The following is a 15,959-nucleotide window of genomic DNA, read 5'->3' as shown; positions in this document are numbered from 1 at the left end:
ATGGCAACGAAGCGCCGGCCCCACTTCTCCGCCCGGACGGTTGGGGCTATGCTCGTTGCCATGTTTACGATCGAGCACGATTTCGACGCGACGACGGTCACCTTGGTGGATGACGGCAGCGCTCCGCTGCGCGAGGATGTCATCGTCCACGCGTTCGAGGATTGCGTGACCCTGACCCAGTTTGATTCGCGCACCGACCGCGACGTGACGATCACCCTGTCGCTGGAACAGGTCCGCGACATGGGCGCCGCGCTGGACCTGCCCGAAGGCGCCTATCGCCTGCAGGCGGCCAAGGGCTGATCCGGCCAGGGTCAGTCCAGCCGGAACACCTTGTCCCGCGACCCGGCCCCGCGCAGCAATGTCAGACGCGATTTCGCAACGCCCAGCGCCCGGGCGAGCAACCGGGCGATGGCCACATTTGCCTTGCCGTCCTCGGGCGGGACGGTGACGTAGACGCGCAGGGCGCCGTCCTCGGCCACGATTCGATCGCGCGAGGCGCGGGGTGTGGCTCGCAGCGCAATCTCGGCACCGGGCACCGCGAGATGGGCAAGTGCGGATTTTTCCATGCAAAAACGGCTAGCGCAGGCCATCGAATGACGCCAGCCTCTTGAGCCCGGGTGCCATGGCGGTGAAAGTAGGGTGGAAAGCGAGGACGACATGACCACGGGTTTCTTCTGGGCCGAGCATTGTTTTTGGCAATCAGGCGGCAACTACGCCGGCAATACGCCGGTTGGTGGCTTCGTTCAGCCCCTCGCCGCCGGTGGCCTGCCCGAGAACCCCGAGGGCAAGCGGAGGCTCAAGAACCTGCTCGATGTCTCGGGACTGTCCGATGATCTGCAGATGTCCACGGCCGTAGCATTGCCGCGCCAGGACCTCGAACTGGTGCACGACACCGCCTATCTCGACCGGTTCGAGCAGATGAGCCGCGAGGGCGGCGGCGAGATCGGCCTGCGCGCCCCCTTCGGCCCGGACGGCTATCCGATCGCGGCGCTGTCGGCGGGGCTTGCCGCCGCGGCGGTGGATGCAGTGCTGGTCGGGCAGATGCGCAATTCGTACGCGCTGTCCCGCCCCCCCGGCCACCATTGCAGTGCCGAGCTGCCCAGCGGGTTCTGCCTGTTGAACAATATCGCCATCGCCGTGGTCCGGGCCCGCTCCGAAGGCCGCGTAGGCCGTGTCGCCATCCTCGACTGGGATGTCCATCACGGCAACGGGACCGAGGCGATCTTCTACGCCGAACCCGAGGTCCTCACCGTCTCGATGCACCAGGAACGGAATTTCCCCCTCGCAACGGGCAGCAGCGCGGACCGGGGCGAAGGCGCGGGCGAAGGCGCCAACCTCAACATCCCGCTGCCGTCCGGGGCCGGCCACACGACCTGGCTTGAGGCGCTCGACCGGATCGCACTGCCTGCGATAAGGCGATTCGAGCCGGACCTGATCGTGGTGGCCTGCGGCTACGACGCCGGTCTGATCGACCCGCTCGGCCGGATGCTGTGCACCGCCCAGACCTTCCGCGAGATGGCGCGCCGCACCGTGGCGCTCGCCGACGACATTTGCGGCGGGCGCTTCGTCGCCGTCCACGAGGGCGGGTATTCCGAGGTCTACGTGCCGTTCTGCGGCCATGCCGTGCTCGAGGAGATGTCGGGCAGCGCGATCGGGGCCCCCGACCCGTTCGCCGCGACCTTCCACGCCCGTCAGCCCGGCCCCCGGTTCGAGGCCTTTGCCAGCGGCCTGATCGCCGAGATGGCGGAGGCCGCGGGCCTGCCCTGACACTGGAATTCCGGCACGCAACGGCATAGCTGCCAGAGGGCCTATCCGAAGGAGAGATCCATGCCGCCCCGCAACGATGCCGCCCTGCAATTCCTGCTGACCAGACGGTCGCGCCCGGCCAAGACCCTGGGCCTGCCGGTGCCGGACCGCGCCACCGTCATGGACCTGCTGACCGCCGCGGCCCGCAGTCCGGACCATGGCAAGCTTGAACCCTGGCGCTTCGTCGTGCTGACCCGGCCCGCGCTGGAGCGTCTGGCCGCGGCCGTGCCCGGACGCGGCGCCGAGCTGGAGATCGAGCCCGAGAAGATCGCCAAGATGGAGGCGCAATTCGCCGCGGCGCACCTTGCCGTGGCGGTGGTGTCCGCGCTCAAGCCCTCCGACAAGATCCCGCAGATCGAGCAGGTCTATTCCGCCGGCGCGGTCTGTGTCGCCCTGCTGAACGCGGCCCTCGCCGCGGGTTGGGGCGCCAACTGGCTTTCGGGCTGGGCCTCGCACGACCGGATCTTCGTGGAGACGACGCTGGGCCTCGGCCGCAGCGAGTCGATCGCCGGTTTCATCCATATCGGCACCGAGACCTCGGCCCCGCCCGAGCGGCCGCGCCCGGACCTCGAACGCATCACCACCTGGGTCGAGGCATGATCTTCGCCGACTTCCTGAAGGCGGTGCGGCAGCTGTCAGACCCGCGGTTTCGCCGGGTCTTCTGGCTGGGCATCGCGTTGACACTGGCACTGCTGGTGATGGTCTACGCGCTGCTATTGTGGGTCATACAAAGCGTCTCGGACGGGGCGCTGACCCTGCCGGACGGCCGCGCGATCACCTGGGTCGGGGACTTGCTGAGCATCGGGTCCATCTTCCTGATGATCGTGCTCTCCGTCGTGCTGATGGTGCCCGTGGCCTCGGCCATCACCTCGCTGTTTCTCGAGGACGTGGCCCAGGCCGTCGAGGATCGCCACTATCCCGGCCTGCCCCCCGCGCCCGGCCTGTCCTTCAGCGACGGGCTGCGCGACACGGTCAATTTCCTGGGCACGCTGCTGGGGGCGAACCTGGTCGCAATCGTGCTTTATGTCATGCTGCCCTTCGCCGCGCCGTTCATCTTCTACGCGCTCAACGGCTTTCTGCTCGGGCGGGAGTATTTCCAGATCGCCGCCATGCGGCGAGAGGGACGCGCCGGCGCCAAGGCCCTGCGGCAGAAGCATATTCTGACCATCTGGTTCGCCGGTTGCCTGATGGCAGTGCCGCTCACGATCCCGCTGGTGAACGTGCTAGTGCCGATCCTGGGGGCGGCGACCTTTACCCATCTCTACCACCGCCTGCGGCCGGCGTGACTTGGCGGGCAGCCGTCCTCGGCGCACTCGGCCCCGGCCTTCTGGCGCTCGCAGCGCTGCCCTTCGCGCTTTATGCGCTGGATTTCGGAACGGCCGGGCTGCGCCATGACCTGTCGGGCGAAAGCCGCCTTTTCCTGCCCGGGCGCGCGGGGGCGAACGACGCGATCTCGGTCCACATGGTCGCGGGTGGGCTGATCACCATTCTGGCCCCGCTGCAAGTGATCCCGGCCCTGCGCCGCCGCCTGCCGGGCTGGCACCGCTGGGCCGGGCGCCTGACGGTGGCGCTGGCACTCGGGGCCGCTGTCGCCGGGCTGATATTCATCGCCCTGCGGGGCACGATCGGCGGGCCCGTGATGAACGCGGGGTTCGCGCTCTACGGCCTCTGCATGGGCCTCTCCGCGCTCCAGACGATCCGGTTTGCCCGGGCGCGGGACTATCGCCGGCACCGCATCTGGGCCCTGCGCCTGTTCGTGCTGTGCATCGCGTCATGGCTTTACCGCGTGCACTACGGCCTCTGGGAGGTGCTGACCGGCGGCCTCGGGACGGCCGAGGATTTCACCGGGCCGTTCGACCGCGTCCAGGTCTTTGCGTTTTTCCTGCCCTACCTCGCGCTGGTCCAGCTTTGGGTCTGGCGCCGCCCTACTCCGCCGTGACCTCGGGCGTGGACATGCGGTGGAACCAGTCGAAATCGCGCACCTCGATCACGCCCGACAGGATCGTGCCAGCCACGATCACCCAGATCCCCAGCGCCCAGACGGTCGTCACCCGCGCCTTGCGGCCGATCCGGGCGTCGGCCGGGGCGGATTTGTGGGTGCCGGGCACGACGTTCCCGGCCTCCCCCTGGGTCGTCAGGCGCAGGGGCAGGACCACGAAGAACACCATGAACCAGATCACGGCGAACAGCACGAGCGCGGATGTCGGTCCCATCAGACTTGCTCCAGCTCGATGAGGCAGCCGTTGAAATCCTTCGGGTGCAGGAACAGCACCGGCTTGCCATGGGCGCCGATCTTCGGCTCTCCGCCGCCCAGCACCCTCGCGCCGGTTTCGATCAGGTGATCGCGCGCCACCAGAATGTCCTCCACCTCGTAGCAGACATGGTGAATGCCGCCCGAGGGGTTCTTGTCGAGGAACCCCTGGATCGGACTCGCCTCGCCCAGCGGATACAGCAGCTCTATCTTGGTGTTCGGCAATTCGATGAACACGACGGTGACGCCGTGGTCGGGCTCGTCCTGCGGGCCGCCGACAGTAGCGCCGAGGGCATCGCGGTATTGCGCCGAAGCGGCCTCGAGGTCGGGCACGGCAATGGCGACATGGTTCAGGCGACCGATCATGGGGCTCCTCCGTCTGGCTGGGCACCTTATGAGCCCGCGAACGGGCATCGGCAATCCAACTCGGCCAAACCGCGCGGAGAGGTCGCGGACGGTTAACCGGGCATTCACCACCATCGGCGATTGTTTTCCCATGATCGCTATTGCTGGGGATGGAATCATGGACACTCTCGACACCTTTCTGATGAGCAGACCACCGACGGCCGCGCACCCGCTTCTGGGGGTGACCGTCCTTGTGGTCGAAGACAGCCGGTTCGCCTGCGAGGCCATGCGCCTGATGTGCCTGCGCTCGGGGGCCCGGATCCGGCGGGCCGATTCTCTGGAACACGCGCGGCGGCACCTTCGGGTCTATCGTCCGACCTGCGTCATCGTGGACCTTGGCCTGCCCGACGGACGGGGCGAGGAATTGCTGAAAGAGCTCTCGACACCGTCTGCGCCGATCGAGGTTCTGCTGGCCACCAGCGGCGACGCGGACGCCGAACAAAGCGCGATGGAGGCCGGCGCCATGGGCTTTCTCGCCAAGCCGATCCTCTCCATCGCTGTGTTTCAGCAGGCGATCCTGTCGCGCCTTCCGCCCGAACGGCAGCCCAGGGGCCCGCGCGCGGCGATCGCCGAGGGGGTCGCCCCCGATCCCCTGGCCCTGCGCGACGACCTGGCCGCGGTCGCCTCCACGCTGCAGGACGACGCCGAGGGCACGACCGTCGACTACGTCGCGCAGTTTCTCGGCGGCGTCGCCAGAAGCGCGGGAGACGAGGATCTGTCCGACGCCGTGCGTGCCTTGATCGCGCGGCGGGCGGAGGGGCGACAGGGGCGCGCGGAACTCGCCCATCTGACGTCGATCGTGCACGACCGGCTCGACGCGGCCGTGCCCATCTGAGCGCCCCGTCAAAGACCACAAAGCTCCCCTCTGCCGGCCAATTGGCGCCCCAATTCGCCGGCAGATTGATCCGTGACGCAGCCAATGCCCACGCCAAGAGGATGGAGACCCGGAGAATGGCCAGGATCATCGAAACGTTCTGCAACGACGAGAACGGCAATGCCACAACCGACTGGCTCGTGCTGGCCGCCGGGGTCCTGATGCTTGGCACGGCCATCTTCGCCACGGTCGCGCCGGACAATCGCGACCTCGCCTCGGACGAGGGGCACATCGTTCTGACCGAAGGGGTCTGATCCCCAACGCCGGGGGCGAGCTAGCGCCGCGGCGACACCGTTCGCCACATGAGCAAGACATCCCAGCACAGGGTCCGGTTGTCCCGGTAGATCATGTCGAGCGTCGCCTTGCGCGGCACACAGGCCCGGGCATAGACGGCATCGGTTTTCTCGGTGGTCTTGCACCGGGCCAGCAGGGCCTCTTCGTGGGAATGATAGACCAGGGTCGCCAGACCCGTGATCCCGGGCCGCGCCTTGAGCACTTCGGCATAAAGCTCGGGGAATTGCTCGACATACTGGCGCAGGGGCGGCCGCGGTCCGACAAAGCTGATATCGCCGCGCAGCACGTTCCAAAGCTGCGGCACCTCGTCCAGCCTCGTGCGGCGCAGAAAGCGGCCCGTCGGGGTGATCCGCGCCGATTTGTCGCCGCCCGAGACCCCGGAATCGGCCTCGACGACCGTCATCGAGCGGAACTTGACCAGGCCGAAGCCCTCCTCCGGCGTCCGCATCCGCTCGGACACGTAGAACACCGGCGCGCCGTCCTTCAGCCGGATGGCGACGAAAAGCACCGCCACCACGGGCACCAGGAACAGGCCCAGGAACAGGGCTGCACAGATGTCGAACACGCGTTTGGTCCAAGTCATGCGGGGTCCTTGAGCCCTTGGCCCTCGGCGATCAAGACCCCGGCCGCCGAAGCATCGGCGCGAAACCGGTGAAGCGCGGCCAGACGGCCACAGTCGAGCGTCACGTTCTGGACTGCCGCCCCGGGCGCCGGCTGCCAGCCCCATTCCGCGCCCGAGGCCCGCAGCAGCGCCTCCATCGTGACCGGCCCGGGCGCGGCCAGGTTCAGCACCGGTGGCAGGGGCGCGGGCGCATGGGCCAGGGTCTCCAGCACCGCGGCGAGGGTGCGCGGCCCGATGTAGCTGCGCACCGGGCCGGCCCCGTCGGCGAACCGGTCCAGGGTCACGCGCTGGCCCGGCACCATCCGGCCCAGCAGCGCGTCAGCCCAGGCCACGTTGCCGATCCGCAGGCAGCAGACCTCGACATCCGCGCCGACGACGGTGCGCTCCATCTCCAGCTTGGCCGCGCCGTAGGCATTGACCGGGCGGCAGGGGTGATCTTCGTCCATGGAGGCGCCGGGCCCGTAAACCGCCGAGGATGACGCGAGAATCACCCGCCGGGCGCCCGCCGCCTGGGCCATCCGAACCGCCGCCACACCTAGGTCCACGTTCAACCCGGCATCGACCCCGTCGCGCGGCACAACCCCCGCGAAACCGAAGATCACATCCGCGCGGACCGGAATCGCCGGATCCAACGGGTCCCAGGCAAGCAGCCCCGGCCCTTCGCGGCGCGATTGCGCGATCAGGCGCACGCCCGCGGGCGGCGCCGCGGCCCACTGCCGGAACAGCATCCGGCCAATGCGCCCGGTTGCGCCCAGAAACAGCCAGTCCCGGGTCAGAGCAGCAGCCCCGGATCCGTGCCCATTTCCATGCCGGGAAAGACCGCGCCCTCGATCGTGCCTGTCGACAGACCGAACAGCCCGCGCATGAGCCAGCCCGCATGGGCCCGGACATCCCGCGTCGGCATCAGGTCGCGCCGGTCGTATAGGTCGCCTTCCTCCAGACCCGGCCAGTCGCTGATCACGCGACCGCCGCGCACGGCGCCCCCGGCCAGCAGCATCGCCCCCCCGGTGCCGTGGTCGGTGCCGTCGCTGCCGTTCTGGCGCGCGGTGCGGCCGAATTCTGTCATGCAGACAACCGTGGTCTTGTCCCAGACGTCGCCGAGATTCGCCTTGAGGGTCAGGATCGTGTCGGACAATTCGCCCAGCCGACCGGGCAGGCCCCGGTGCTGGCGATTGTGCGTGTCCCAACCGGAGATCGAGAACGAGGCGATGCGCGTGTCTCCGACCAGTCGCGACGCGGCAAATTGCGCCATCGTGACGGAATTTCCCCGGCCGACCCGTTCGCCCATCATCTCGCCGCCCGCCGCGACCTCGGCGGCGATGGCGATGGCGTCGGCGCTGGCGTCGCGGAACAGCGGATCGCTGTGTTGCACGTATTCCAGCAGCCGTTCGGTCGCCGGGCTCAGTTCCAGCCGGGTGTTGGGCGCCCAGCTCGACACCGGCGCGTCCCCGGACAGGATCAGCATGCGCTCGCGCCCCACGGCAAAGGCGATCTCGCTCTCCAGCCCCGGCACCGTCGCCAGCATCCGGTTGAGCCAGCCATCGCGCAGCCCCTCGTCCAGCCCGGCTATCCCGGCCTCCAGCAGGTCCTGACCGTCGAAATGGCTCCTCCGGTCGCGGTAGGGCGTGGAGACGGCGTGGACGAAAGACATCTCTCCCGCCTGCCAGAGCGGCAACAGGGCCGAGAGCCCGTCGTGCATCGCGAAGAACCCGTCGAGCGCGTGATGCGGGGCCTCGGCGGTCAGCCCGGGCCGCAGGTCGGCGAAGGCCGGGTCGCCCACGGGCCGGATCACGTCGAGCCCGTCCATCGCCCCGCGCAGCAGGATGACGACCAGCCGATTGTCCCAGGGGGCGCTGGCGAAGGCCATGGGCGTGATCAGCGGGCTTGCCGCGATGGAACAGCCCAGCGCCAGCCCGCGCGACAGAAACATTCTGCGATCCATGGTCATCTCCTTTGAAACGCGGCGGAGGCGAGGACGAGGCCGATCCCCTCGCGGCGGCCCTCGGCGGCGCGGGCGGCGAAGGCGACCTCTTCGGGCGGCTCCGGCCCGAAGGCCGCCACGAGAAAGTCGCGCGGATCGGGCAAGGGCTCCACCAGGTGCTGCGGCACCTGCATGGACCAGTCGATGCGGCCGGCCAGGGCCTGCGGGGTGACCCAGGCCTCGGGCTCTTCCGGCCAGCCTTCGGGGCTGAGCGGCCGTTCCCATTCCTGCCCCATGCGGCGCAGGTGTTCATAGAACCAGGCGCGCATCTGCCGCCCGCCCAGGTCCCGGACGGAAGCCGGATCGACATCCAGCGCCCGCATCGCCGATTGCATGAAGTCCAGCGGTTTCTTGACCTTGCGCCGCTCCGGCGCCCAGGCGGCCGGATGCTGCAACAGCGCCTCGTAGGTCGCGAGCAGCCGCCCGCCCGATTGCAGGTAGACGGCGGCGACGGCATCCACCAGATCGGGGTCCGGCGTGTCCGAGACGAAATGCACGACAAGCTTGGTGGCAAGGTGCCGCGCCGTCGCCGGGTGCAGTGCCAAGTCGTGCAGTACGTCGACGATGGCGTCGAGCGATTCCTCCTCGCCGCCATAGCTGCGCCCCAGCACCTGTTCCGGCCCCGGTTCGGCCGCGCGGGTGCGAAACACCAGGCCTCGGTCGGGCCGCCAGTAGAGACCGGTCAGCAACTCGGCAAGCTGGCGCACATCGGCTTGGGAATAGGGGCCTTTGACCCCCACCGTATGCAATTCCAGCAATTCACGCGCGAGATTCTCGTTCAGCCCGAGGCCGTTGTTCAGCCCCATCCGGCTGTTCGGCCCGATCGAGCGGTGCTGGTCGAGGTAATATCCCATCATCGGGTGGGTCGTCACCGCCACCAGAAGATCGCTGAACCGCCCGGTGAGATTGGGGCGAATGGCCTCTTCGACGAACGGCCCGACCAGGTGCCGGGTCACGCCGCCGCGGGCCCGCACGGTGAAATGATCGGCCCAGAAGGCGGTCAGCCGCTCCCGCATCCCGTCGGGCGAGCGGACGGCCCGCATCAGGGTCGCGGTCAGCCCGTCATGGCGGATCCGGCGGGCCTGGTCCTGCAGGATCTTGCGCAGGGCCACCGCCTCTTCGCGCGCGGCCTCGGTTTCGGCGTTGCGGACATCGGCGGTCGCCTTGCGCAGCTCGCTGGACGACGGCGTCACATCGGAATAGGGCGGAATCGGCATCTCTGACCCGGCGGCGTCCGGCGACGACAGGCGGATCAGCAGGTCATCGACCTGTCCGGGCAGGGGGAAACGCGGAGACAGCCCGGTGCCGAACCGGATTTCCGCGAGAATCGGATCAAAGGTCACGTCGTTCGGTCCCGTTCAGAACGTTCGCGCCATCATACCCTGTCCCGCAGCGCCGCGCACGGGCCGTTTAGGCAGGTGGCGAAAACGTGTCCCGGTCAGATGATCTCGTCCTCGTCGAACAGCGGATCGTTCGAGTGATGATCGAGGTTTTCCACCATCGCCGCCCCCACCGCGTCTGGCCGCGAGACCCGCGCCAGGTGAAAGATCGCGTCGCCCTCGTTGACTACGGGCAGCACCGCGCGGCCGATGATCAGCCCCGAGAAGGGCGCGGTGACCTCGGTGTCGGTCTCGCCGAACGGGTCGCTGACGGCGGCCATCACCGCGCCTTTCTCCACCGCCTCGCCATCGCCGCGAAATGTCCGCAAGAGCCCACCGCGCGGGGCCCGCAGCCACGAGGTGTCGGAGGCCACCACCGGCAGGGATTTGGGCTGGGAGATGCCCTTGGCCGGCAGCATCCTGCGGTGCCGCAGCACCCGCAGGATGCCCGCGACACCGGTGCGCACGGCGATCTCGTCGAACCGCAGCCCCTCTCCGGCTTCGAACAGCAGCATTTCGACGCCACGCTCCTTGGCCTCGGCCCGCAACGACCCCGCCCGGACCGGCGAGGTCAGGATCACCGGCGCCCCGAAGGCGCGGCCCAGCTCTTGCAGGACCGGATCGCCCGGCGTGATGCGGATCTGCGGCAAGTTGGTGCGGTGAACGGCGGCGGAATGCAGGTCTATCCCAAGGTCGCACCGCAGGACGATCTCGGTCAGGAACAGGTGCGCCAGCCGCGAGGCGAGCGACCCGCCCGCATTTCCCGGGAAGGCCCGGTTCAGGTCGCGCCGGTCGGGAAGGTAGCGAGAGCGGTTCAGGAAGCCGAAGGCATTGACGATCGGCACCACCAGAAGCGTGCCCCTGAGGCCCTTGAGCTGCGGCGAGCGCAAAAGCCGCCGCGCGATTTCGACCCCGATCACCTCGTCGCCGTGGACGGCCGCGCTGACGAAGACCGCCGGGCCGGGCCGGGCCCCGTGGATCACCTCCACCGACAGGTTGACGGGCGTGTGATCGGACAGGACAGAGACAGGCAGGTCCACGACCATGCGCGTCCCCGCGGGGACCTTCGCGCTTCCGATCTCGAAAGGGGGACGTTTGGTCACTGGTGTTTCCTTGCCGACGTGTCGGCAAGAACGACATGGACGACCCCCGGGCGCAACCCCGGGGACCCATCTGGGTTCAGTGCACGGTCATCGGCGACATGTCGTGTTGCCGCGCAAGCTCGAAAGCGAGGTTCTTGTCCGCAACCAGGGCAAGCTGTTCTCCTTCGGCGTTGTGCACCGCGAAGATCTGGGTCAGGCCCTCGGCCTTTTCCTGGACCTCCTGCGGCAGGTCCGCGACGGCCACGGGTTTCACGTAGACGAGATTCCCGTCCTGCTGGTCGAAATTCAGTTTGGTATTCATCGCTCACTTCCTCCGTATCTGGATCGTCTGGACGACGCTTTCCGGCACCTGCCGGTTCAGATCGACGTGCAGCAGCCCGTTTTCCATGATCGCCTCGCCGACATCGACGCCATCTGCCAGAACAAAGCTGCGCTGAAATTGTCGCGCGGCAATACCCCGGTGCAGAAACAGCCGGCCTTCGTCGTCGTCCTGCTGTCGCCCACGTATCACCAGCTGGTTGTCCTCGACCGTGATCGCCAGGTCCGAGATGGAGAACCCGGCAACGGCCAGCGTGATGCGATAGGACGTCTCGGACGTCTGTTCGATGTTGTAGGGGGGATACCCCTCATTCCCGCTCTTGGCGGTCCGCTCGACCAGCCGTTCCAGCTGTTCGAAGCCAAGCAGGAACGGATGTGCCCCAAGCGTGAGTTTCGTCATTCGGACATGTCCTTCATCAAGCGACTGTCGATCATTCGGCCCCGTTATGGCGACCTTGATGCAAATATGGGGTCGGTCAGAGTGTCCCGCAAGTCCGAGGGGGCTAGGCCGAACGCCCTCGCTAGGCTATCTTCAAGGCCTTGAGGGAGCCCAGCCATGAATACATCCGCCCGGATGGAACAACTTGAGGTCTTGGTCATCGAACTTGGGGTGCTGCGCCAGCAGCATCGCGATCTCGATGACGCGATCCATGCCCTTCAGGAGAAGGGGCCCTCGTCCGATGTGCTGACGATCCGCCGTCTGAAAAAGCAAAAGCTCCACCTCAAGGATCGCATCGCCGCGCTCGAGGATCGGATTACACCGGATATCATCGCCTGAGCCGCTTGCGCGGGAGGATGTCGCGCCTATAGTGCCGCTTCCGTTTTCCGGGGGAGAGCCACAAGGATGGCCGACGCGCAAACTGATCCGAAGGTCGGTATCGTCATGGGAAGTCAGTCCGACTGGCCGACCATGAAGGAAGCCGCCGCCGTTCTCGACGAGCTTGGCGTGCCGTATGAGGCCCGAATCGTCTCGGCGCACCGCACCCCCGACCGGCTGTGGGATTACGGACGCACGGCGGCCGGGCGCGGCCTGCAGGTGATCGTCGCCGGGGCCGGGGGGGCCGCGCATCTGCCCGGCATGCTCGCGTCCAAGACCCGGGTGCCGGTGATCGGGGTTCCGGTGCAGACCCGGGCGCTGGGCGGGGTCGACAGCCTCTATTCCATCGTCCAGATGCCGCGCGGTTTTCCGGTTGCCACGATGGCGATCGGCGGGGCCGGTGCCCTCAACGGCGGGCTGATGGCCGCCCAGATCGTCGCCCTGGGCGACCCTGGGCTCGGTGCGCGGATAGATGCCTGGCGGGCCGCGCTTTCGGCCTCGATTCCCGAGGCGCCCGTCGATGACTGAGCCGCTGCCCCCCGGATCGGTGATCGGCATCCTCGGCGGCGGCCAATTGGGCCGCATGCTGGCGCTTGCCGCGGCCCGGCTCGGGCTGGTCTGTCATATCTACGACCCTGCCCCGTCGCCGCCCGCGGCCCAGGTGGCCGCCGCCTGCACCACCGCCGCCTGGAACGACGCAGAGGCGCTCGCGGCGTTCGCGAAAGCGGTGGACGTCGTGACTTACGAGTTCGAGAACGTGCCCGCCGCGGCGCTTGACGCGATCGAGGCGGTGCGGCCGATCCGGCCCAACCGCAAGGCGCTTGCCACGTCGCAGGATCGCCTGACGGAAAAGACCTTTCTTGCCTCTCTGGGCCTTGCGACGGCGCCGTTTGCGCCGATCTCGAATGACTCCGAGATGACGGCCGCGGTCGCACAGATCGGCGTGCCTGCGATCCTCAAGACCCGGCGCCTGGGCTATGACGGCAAGGGCCAGGCCCGGCTGACCACGCCGACGGACGGGGCGGAAGCGTGGGCTTCGATGGCCGGGGCCGAGGCGATCCTGGAGGGGTACGTCGAGTTCTCCGCCGAGATCTCGGTGATCGGCGCCCGTGGCCTCGATGGCGCCGTGGCCTGTTTCGATCCAGGCAGAAACGTCCATCAGGATGGAATTCTGCAGCGCACGACCGTGCCGGCATCGGTCCCGGCGACGGTTGTAACGGATGCCGTGTTGTTGACCGCGAAGATACTCAATTCGCTGGATTATGTCGGCGTGATCGGGGTCGAGCTGTTCGTGACGCCGGCGGGTCTGGTGGTGAACGAGTTCGCGCCGCGGGTGCATAATTCCGGCCATTGGACCCAGACTGGCTGCACCATCTGCCAGTTCGAGCAACATGTCCGTGCCGTCGCCGGCTGGCCCCTCGGCGACGGACAACGCCATTCCAATGTCGAGATGGAAAACCTCATAGGTTTCGATGTATGCCGGGTTCCGGCGCTGGCGGCCGAGGGCGCGGCGCTGCATCTCTACGGCAAGGCCGAGGCCCGCGCGGGGCGCAAGATGGGTCATGTGAACCGGATCACCGGACCCGCCTAGAGCGGCAGCGCGGCCCGGGCATAGGTCATCTGCCGGTCGAACTGCCCGGTCTCGAGGAAGTGCAGGACCTCTGCGACCACAAGCGGGTTGTTCATCAGGAACGTGTGGGTGACCGGCAGGGTGATGTGGTCGGTCATGCCCGAAACCCGCGTCGAGCTGACTGCGACCTTGCCGTCGTCGGGGCCGCTGATCATGCTGGAATAGATTGGGTTCAGGCTGACCCTGCCGGCGATGACCCCGATGTCATAGTCCGGCGGCGGCAGGGAGGCGGGCAGGTTTTCAGGGGCGGTCCCCAATTGCCGGGCGGCCGGTCCGTTCAGCCAGGTGAAGGCCGCGTAGGGCGTGAGCGTATCCACGAGTTCCGATCCGGCATTGGGCGGGGCAAGCTGCACGACCCGGCCCATCTGCTCGGGCCGCGTCTCGGACAGCCAGGCCCGGGCGAGGATACCGCCCATCGAATGGGTGACAAAGTTGACACGACGGTCGCCGCATTTTTCCACTTGGGCCGGCAGGGTGGTGACGAGGTCCTCGATCGGTGCGGCGGTCGACGGATAGCCCTCGTTGACGACCAGATAGCCCGCGTTCTCAAGTGCGGCCTGCATCAGCATCAGCGACGCGTCGGTCCGGGCGAGCCCGTGGAGCATCACGATGCAGTCGTTCCGGTCGGCGGATACGCCGCCGGGGACCGGCCCCGCGACAAGCCGCAGGGCAAGCACGCCAACCGCGGCGGCCATGAGGACCGCGGCAACAAGAACGGCGTAAAGTAGCCTGATCATTATCGTCACTCTCCCATCACGCGGCCTATATAGGATGACGCCGGGGCAGGCGCAAAAGTTCCCTTGCGTCGCGGTTTCAGACAGCGGAGCATCTGCCCATGTCACGTCAGATCCGCCTTGCCGTCCGGGCCGTGCTGCTTCGGTCAGACCGCCTGCTGCTGGTCAATGCCTATCGCGGGCGGCAAGATATCTGGTGCGCCCCGGGGGGCGGGGCCGAGCCGCACAGCCCGCTGCCCGAGAACCTTGTGCGCGAAGTCCACGAGGAAACCGGCCTGGAGATTGCGGTCGGGCGACCCTGTCTCGTCAACGAGTTTCACGATCCGGAACGCGATTTTCATCAGGTCGACATCTATTTCCGGTGCGCACTTCTTGCCGGGGATCCGGACGGGGCCTGGACCGATACGGAAGGAATCGTGACACATCGGCGGTGGGTCACCCGGTCCGAGATGTCGGCACTTCGGGTCAAGCCGGACATGCTTGCCGAGGTGGCCTGGTCCCCGGACGCACCGACCGCATACGACCCTCTCGAGCCGATCCTGCGCTAGATCCCGGAGCGCCAAAGATTATTCGCGAATAATCTGCCCCCTGATCCAAAGCGCTTGCTCAATTCAACCCCGGGGGCGGGGCTCTGCCATCAGGCCGCCCTCTGGCCACCGTCCTCCGCGCCGCAGATTCGGTCACAGCCCAGATCCTTGGCCCGGCCCAGCTCCGCCTCGGCGATCTCGAGCGCGGCATCGATGGAATCGCCGCCAGGGTGTGCGGCGAGACCGATGGAGGCCGTCAGCATCAACCCGCGAACAGTGACGGACTGCGTGATCTCGCTGCGGAGCCGCTCGGCCACGCGCCCGGCCACATGGCGCGGCGCACCGGGCAGAAAGACGAGGAATTCCTCTCCCGCAAAGCGAGCGAAAAGGTCGTCCTGCCGCAGGATGTTGGCGCAGACCTGAACGACCTCCCGTAGGATACGGTCCCCCTCGGCCATGCCGTTGCGGTCGTTTACGAAGCGGAACTGGTCGAGGTCCATCAGCAGGATCCAACCCGCTGGCGCGTCGCGCAGCAACCGCTCCGCGCCGCGCCGGTTCAGGGCGCCAGTGAGGGGATCGGTGTCGGATTCGCGGCGGGATTGGTCGAGGGTGCGCTGCGCCCGGGCCATCAACCGGTTGGTCCGGACCATCAGCAGCCCGACCTCGTCCTTGTAATCTTCCGGCAGGATCTGGACCTGCCCGGTGCGACCCCAGCGGTCGAGCACGCCGGTGACCATTAGCATCGGCTCCAGCATGGCGCGAAGCCCCAGCAGCACCAGGACCATTCCCGCGCAGCTGGCGGCGAAAAGCACGCCGAGAAGGCTTCGATCCACATTGGCGCCGCTGCCCACGGAATAGAGCACCAGCCCCGCAAGAGGGACGGCGAAACCGACGAACACGACGAGAAAAAGCTTGGCGAGATAACTCGCGGGAAGAAAGCGCGACAAGAAGCGGTAGAGGGTCATCGGCAAGGCCAGAGCAATTGATCTGGCTGGACACTACGCCCCCAGGCCTTAACGTCCGGTTGACGTCCAAGAACAGCCACGAAAAGGTGCGCAGGACCGCCCGGAAAACCCGGCCCCGAACGTCGAAAGGGCGCCCCAAGGGACCAGCCCCTTGCGCTGAATGTTGAAGCTTGCGACCGCATGGTCGCGAGCTTCTTTCGTTTCTGGTCGTTCAACCAATATGCTCACCGAGAGTGTGGCACGAGGCGCGTGC

Annotated in this window: 23 protein-coding genes; 11 read left to right on the top strand and 12 right to left on the bottom strand. The window is 67.6% G+C overall.

The window, feature by feature from the left end:
• Positions 1-60 precede the first annotated feature (60 nt).
• Positions 61-300, top strand: coding sequence for a DUF8831 family protein (locus ROA7023_RS17765; protein WP_085880405.1), 240 nt, complete (start codon positions 61-63; stop codon positions 298-300).
• A gap of 11 nt (positions 301-311) precedes the next feature.
• Here ROA7023_RS17765 and ROA7023_RS17760 read toward each other — a convergent pair whose 3' ends face one another.
• Positions 312-566, bottom strand: a complete 255-nt coding sequence (locus ROA7023_RS17760) for a DUF167 domain-containing protein (RefSeq protein WP_085880374.1) — start codon at positions 564-566, stop codon at positions 312-314.
• A gap of 91 nt (positions 567-657) precedes the next feature.
• Here ROA7023_RS17760 and ROA7023_RS17755 point away from each other — a divergent pair, with 91 nt between their 5' ends.
• From ROA7023_RS17755 to ROA7023_RS17740, 4 genes are read left to right on the top strand one after another with little or no spacing between them, the layout of a single operon-like run.
• On the top strand, positions 658-1,767 hold the full coding sequence (locus ROA7023_RS17755) for a histone deacetylase-like amidohydrolase (protein WP_085880404.1): 1,110 nt from the start codon (positions 658-660) through the stop codon (positions 1,765-1,767).
• Positions 1,768-1,827: 60 nt separating this feature from the next.
• Positions 1,828-2,406, top strand: coding sequence for a nitroreductase family protein (locus ROA7023_RS17750; protein WP_085880373.1), 579 nt, complete (start codon positions 1,828-1,830; stop codon positions 2,404-2,406).
• A complete protein-coding gene (locus ROA7023_RS17745; protein ID WP_085880372.1) occupies positions 2,403-3,092 on the top strand; it encodes an EI24 domain-containing protein in 690 nt (229 codons plus the stop codon). The genes ROA7023_RS17750 and ROA7023_RS17745 overlap by 4 nt, the downstream gene beginning before the upstream one ends.
• A complete protein-coding gene (locus ROA7023_RS17740) occupies positions 3,089-3,745 on the top strand; it encodes a DUF2306 domain-containing protein (protein WP_085880371.1) in 657 nt (218 codons plus the stop codon). Before ROA7023_RS17745 ends, ROA7023_RS17740 begins: the two co-directional genes overlap by 4 nt.
• Here ROA7023_RS17740 and ROA7023_RS17735 read toward each other — a convergent pair.
• Both ROA7023_RS17735 and mce read right to left on the bottom strand, forming a co-directional pair.
• The gene (locus tag ROA7023_RS17735) at positions 3,732-4,019 is read right to left on the bottom strand and encodes a DUF1467 family protein (RefSeq protein WP_085880370.1); all 288 of its coding nucleotides are present in this window, start codon (positions 4,017-4,019) and stop codon (positions 3,732-3,734) included. The genes ROA7023_RS17740 and ROA7023_RS17735 overlap by 14 nt on opposite strands.
• Positions 4,019-4,423: a methylmalonyl-CoA epimerase gene (gene mce / locus ROA7023_RS17730; protein ID WP_085880369.1), complete on the bottom strand. Its 405-nt coding sequence runs from the start codon at positions 4,421-4,423 to the stop codon at positions 4,019-4,021. Before mce ends, ROA7023_RS17735 begins: the two co-directional genes overlap by 1 nt.
• Positions 4,424-4,580: 157 nt before the next feature.
• On the opposite strand from mce, the gene ROA7023_RS17725 reads away from it, so the two are divergent.
• Together ROA7023_RS17725 and ROA7023_RS24540 are read left to right on the top strand one after the other, a co-directional pair.
• Positions 4,581-5,297, top strand: coding sequence for a response regulator (locus tag ROA7023_RS17725; protein ID WP_085880368.1), 717 nt, complete (start codon positions 4,581-4,583; stop codon positions 5,295-5,297).
• A gap of 116 nt (positions 5,298-5,413) precedes the next feature.
• The gene (locus ROA7023_RS24540) at positions 5,414-5,590 is read left to right on the top strand and encodes a hypothetical protein (protein WP_159458576.1); all 177 of its coding nucleotides are present in this window, start codon (positions 5,414-5,416) and stop codon (positions 5,588-5,590) included.
• A 20-nt stretch (positions 5,591-5,610) separates the two neighbouring features.
• On the opposite strand, the gene ROA7023_RS17720 is transcribed toward ROA7023_RS24540, so the two are convergent.
• The 7 genes from ROA7023_RS17720 to ROA7023_RS17690 all read right to left on the bottom strand — a co-directional run bounded on the left by ROA7023_RS17720 (position 5,611) and on the right by ROA7023_RS17690 (position 11,433).
• Positions 5,611-6,213, bottom strand: coding sequence for a sugar transferase (locus ROA7023_RS17720; protein WP_085880367.1), 603 nt, complete (start codon positions 6,211-6,213; stop codon positions 5,611-5,613).
• A complete protein-coding gene (locus ROA7023_RS17715; RefSeq protein ID WP_268808012.1) occupies positions 6,210-7,007 on the bottom strand; it encodes an NAD-dependent epimerase/dehydratase family protein in 798 nt (265 codons plus the stop codon). The genes ROA7023_RS17720 and ROA7023_RS17715 overlap by 4 nt, the downstream gene beginning before the upstream one ends.
• Positions 7,008-7,024: 17 nt before the next feature.
• Positions 7,025-8,194 carry a DUF1501 domain-containing protein gene (locus tag ROA7023_RS17710; RefSeq protein ID WP_085880366.1) on the bottom strand — a complete coding sequence of 390 codons (1,170 nt, stop codon included), beginning with the start codon at positions 8,192-8,194 and terminating at the stop codon, positions 7,025-7,027.
• 2 nt (positions 8,195-8,196) lie between these two features.
• Positions 8,197-9,576: a DUF1800 domain-containing protein gene (locus ROA7023_RS17705; protein ID WP_085880365.1), complete on the bottom strand. Its 1,380-nt coding sequence runs from the start codon at positions 9,574-9,576 to the stop codon at positions 8,197-8,199.
• A gap of 95 nt (positions 9,577-9,671) precedes the next feature.
• Positions 9,672-10,715: a succinylglutamate desuccinylase/aspartoacylase family protein gene (locus tag ROA7023_RS17700; protein WP_370739244.1), complete on the bottom strand. Its 1,044-nt coding sequence runs from the start codon at positions 10,713-10,715 to the stop codon at positions 9,672-9,674.
• A 76-nt stretch (positions 10,716-10,791) separates the two neighbouring features.
• A complete protein-coding gene (locus ROA7023_RS17695; protein ID WP_085880364.1) occupies positions 10,792-11,016 on the bottom strand; it encodes a DUF1150 family protein in 225 nt (74 codons plus the stop codon).
• A gap of 3 nt (positions 11,017-11,019) precedes the next feature.
• Positions 11,020-11,433 (bottom strand): Hsp20 family protein, encoded by a 414-nt coding sequence (locus ROA7023_RS17690; protein ID WP_085880363.1) that lies wholly within the window; start codon positions 11,431-11,433, stop codon positions 11,020-11,022.
• 156 nt (positions 11,434-11,589) lie between these two features.
• On the opposite strand from ROA7023_RS17690, the gene ROA7023_RS17685 reads away from it, so the two are divergent.
• The 3 genes from ROA7023_RS17685 (at position 11,590) to ROA7023_RS17675 (ending at position 13,441) form a co-directional block, all read left to right on the top strand.
• The gene (locus ROA7023_RS17685) at positions 11,590-11,811 is read left to right on the top strand and encodes a YdcH family protein (RefSeq protein ID WP_085880362.1); all 222 of its coding nucleotides are present in this window, start codon (positions 11,590-11,592) and stop codon (positions 11,809-11,811) included.
• A 66-nt stretch (positions 11,812-11,877) separates the two neighbouring features.
• Positions 11,878-12,378 carry a 5-(carboxyamino)imidazole ribonucleotide mutase gene (gene purE, locus ROA7023_RS17680; protein WP_085880361.1) on the top strand — a complete coding sequence of 167 codons (501 nt, stop codon included), beginning with the start codon at positions 11,878-11,880 and terminating at the stop codon, positions 12,376-12,378.
• Positions 12,371-13,441: a 5-(carboxyamino)imidazole ribonucleotide synthase gene (locus ROA7023_RS17675; RefSeq protein ID WP_085880360.1), complete on the top strand. Its 1,071-nt coding sequence runs from the start codon at positions 12,371-12,373 to the stop codon at positions 13,439-13,441. Before purE ends, ROA7023_RS17675 begins: the two co-directional genes overlap by 8 nt.
• Here the strand turns inward: ROA7023_RS17675 and ROA7023_RS17670 are convergent.
• A complete protein-coding gene (locus tag ROA7023_RS17670; RefSeq protein WP_234992294.1) occupies positions 13,438-14,217 on the bottom strand; it encodes an esterase/lipase family protein in 780 nt (259 codons plus the stop codon). The two genes, ROA7023_RS17675 and ROA7023_RS17670, sit on opposite strands and share 4 nt — an antisense overlap.
• Before the next feature lie 98 nt (positions 14,218-14,315).
• Between ROA7023_RS17670 and ROA7023_RS17665 the strand changes: the two genes are divergently transcribed.
• Positions 14,316-14,762, top strand: a complete 447-nt coding sequence (locus tag ROA7023_RS17665) for an NUDIX domain-containing protein (RefSeq protein WP_085880359.1) — start codon at positions 14,316-14,318, stop codon at positions 14,760-14,762.
• A gap of 89 nt (positions 14,763-14,851) precedes the next feature.
• On the opposite strand, the gene ROA7023_RS17660 is transcribed toward ROA7023_RS17665, so the two are convergent.
• Complete coding sequence (locus ROA7023_RS17660) at positions 14,852-15,706, bottom strand: GGDEF domain-containing protein (protein ID WP_085880358.1); 855 nt, start codon at positions 15,704-15,706, stop codon at positions 14,852-14,854.
• Positions 15,707-15,959: the final 253 nt, after the last annotated feature.

Origin of the sequence: Roseisalinus antarcticus (assembly GCF_900172355.1) — a bacterium.
GTDB lineage: Bacteria > Pseudomonadota > Alphaproteobacteria > Rhodobacterales > Rhodobacteraceae > Oceanicola > Oceanicola antarcticus_A.
Note: the sequence above shows the minus strand (reverse complement) of the source record. Positions and strands in the feature narration are given on the sequence as shown.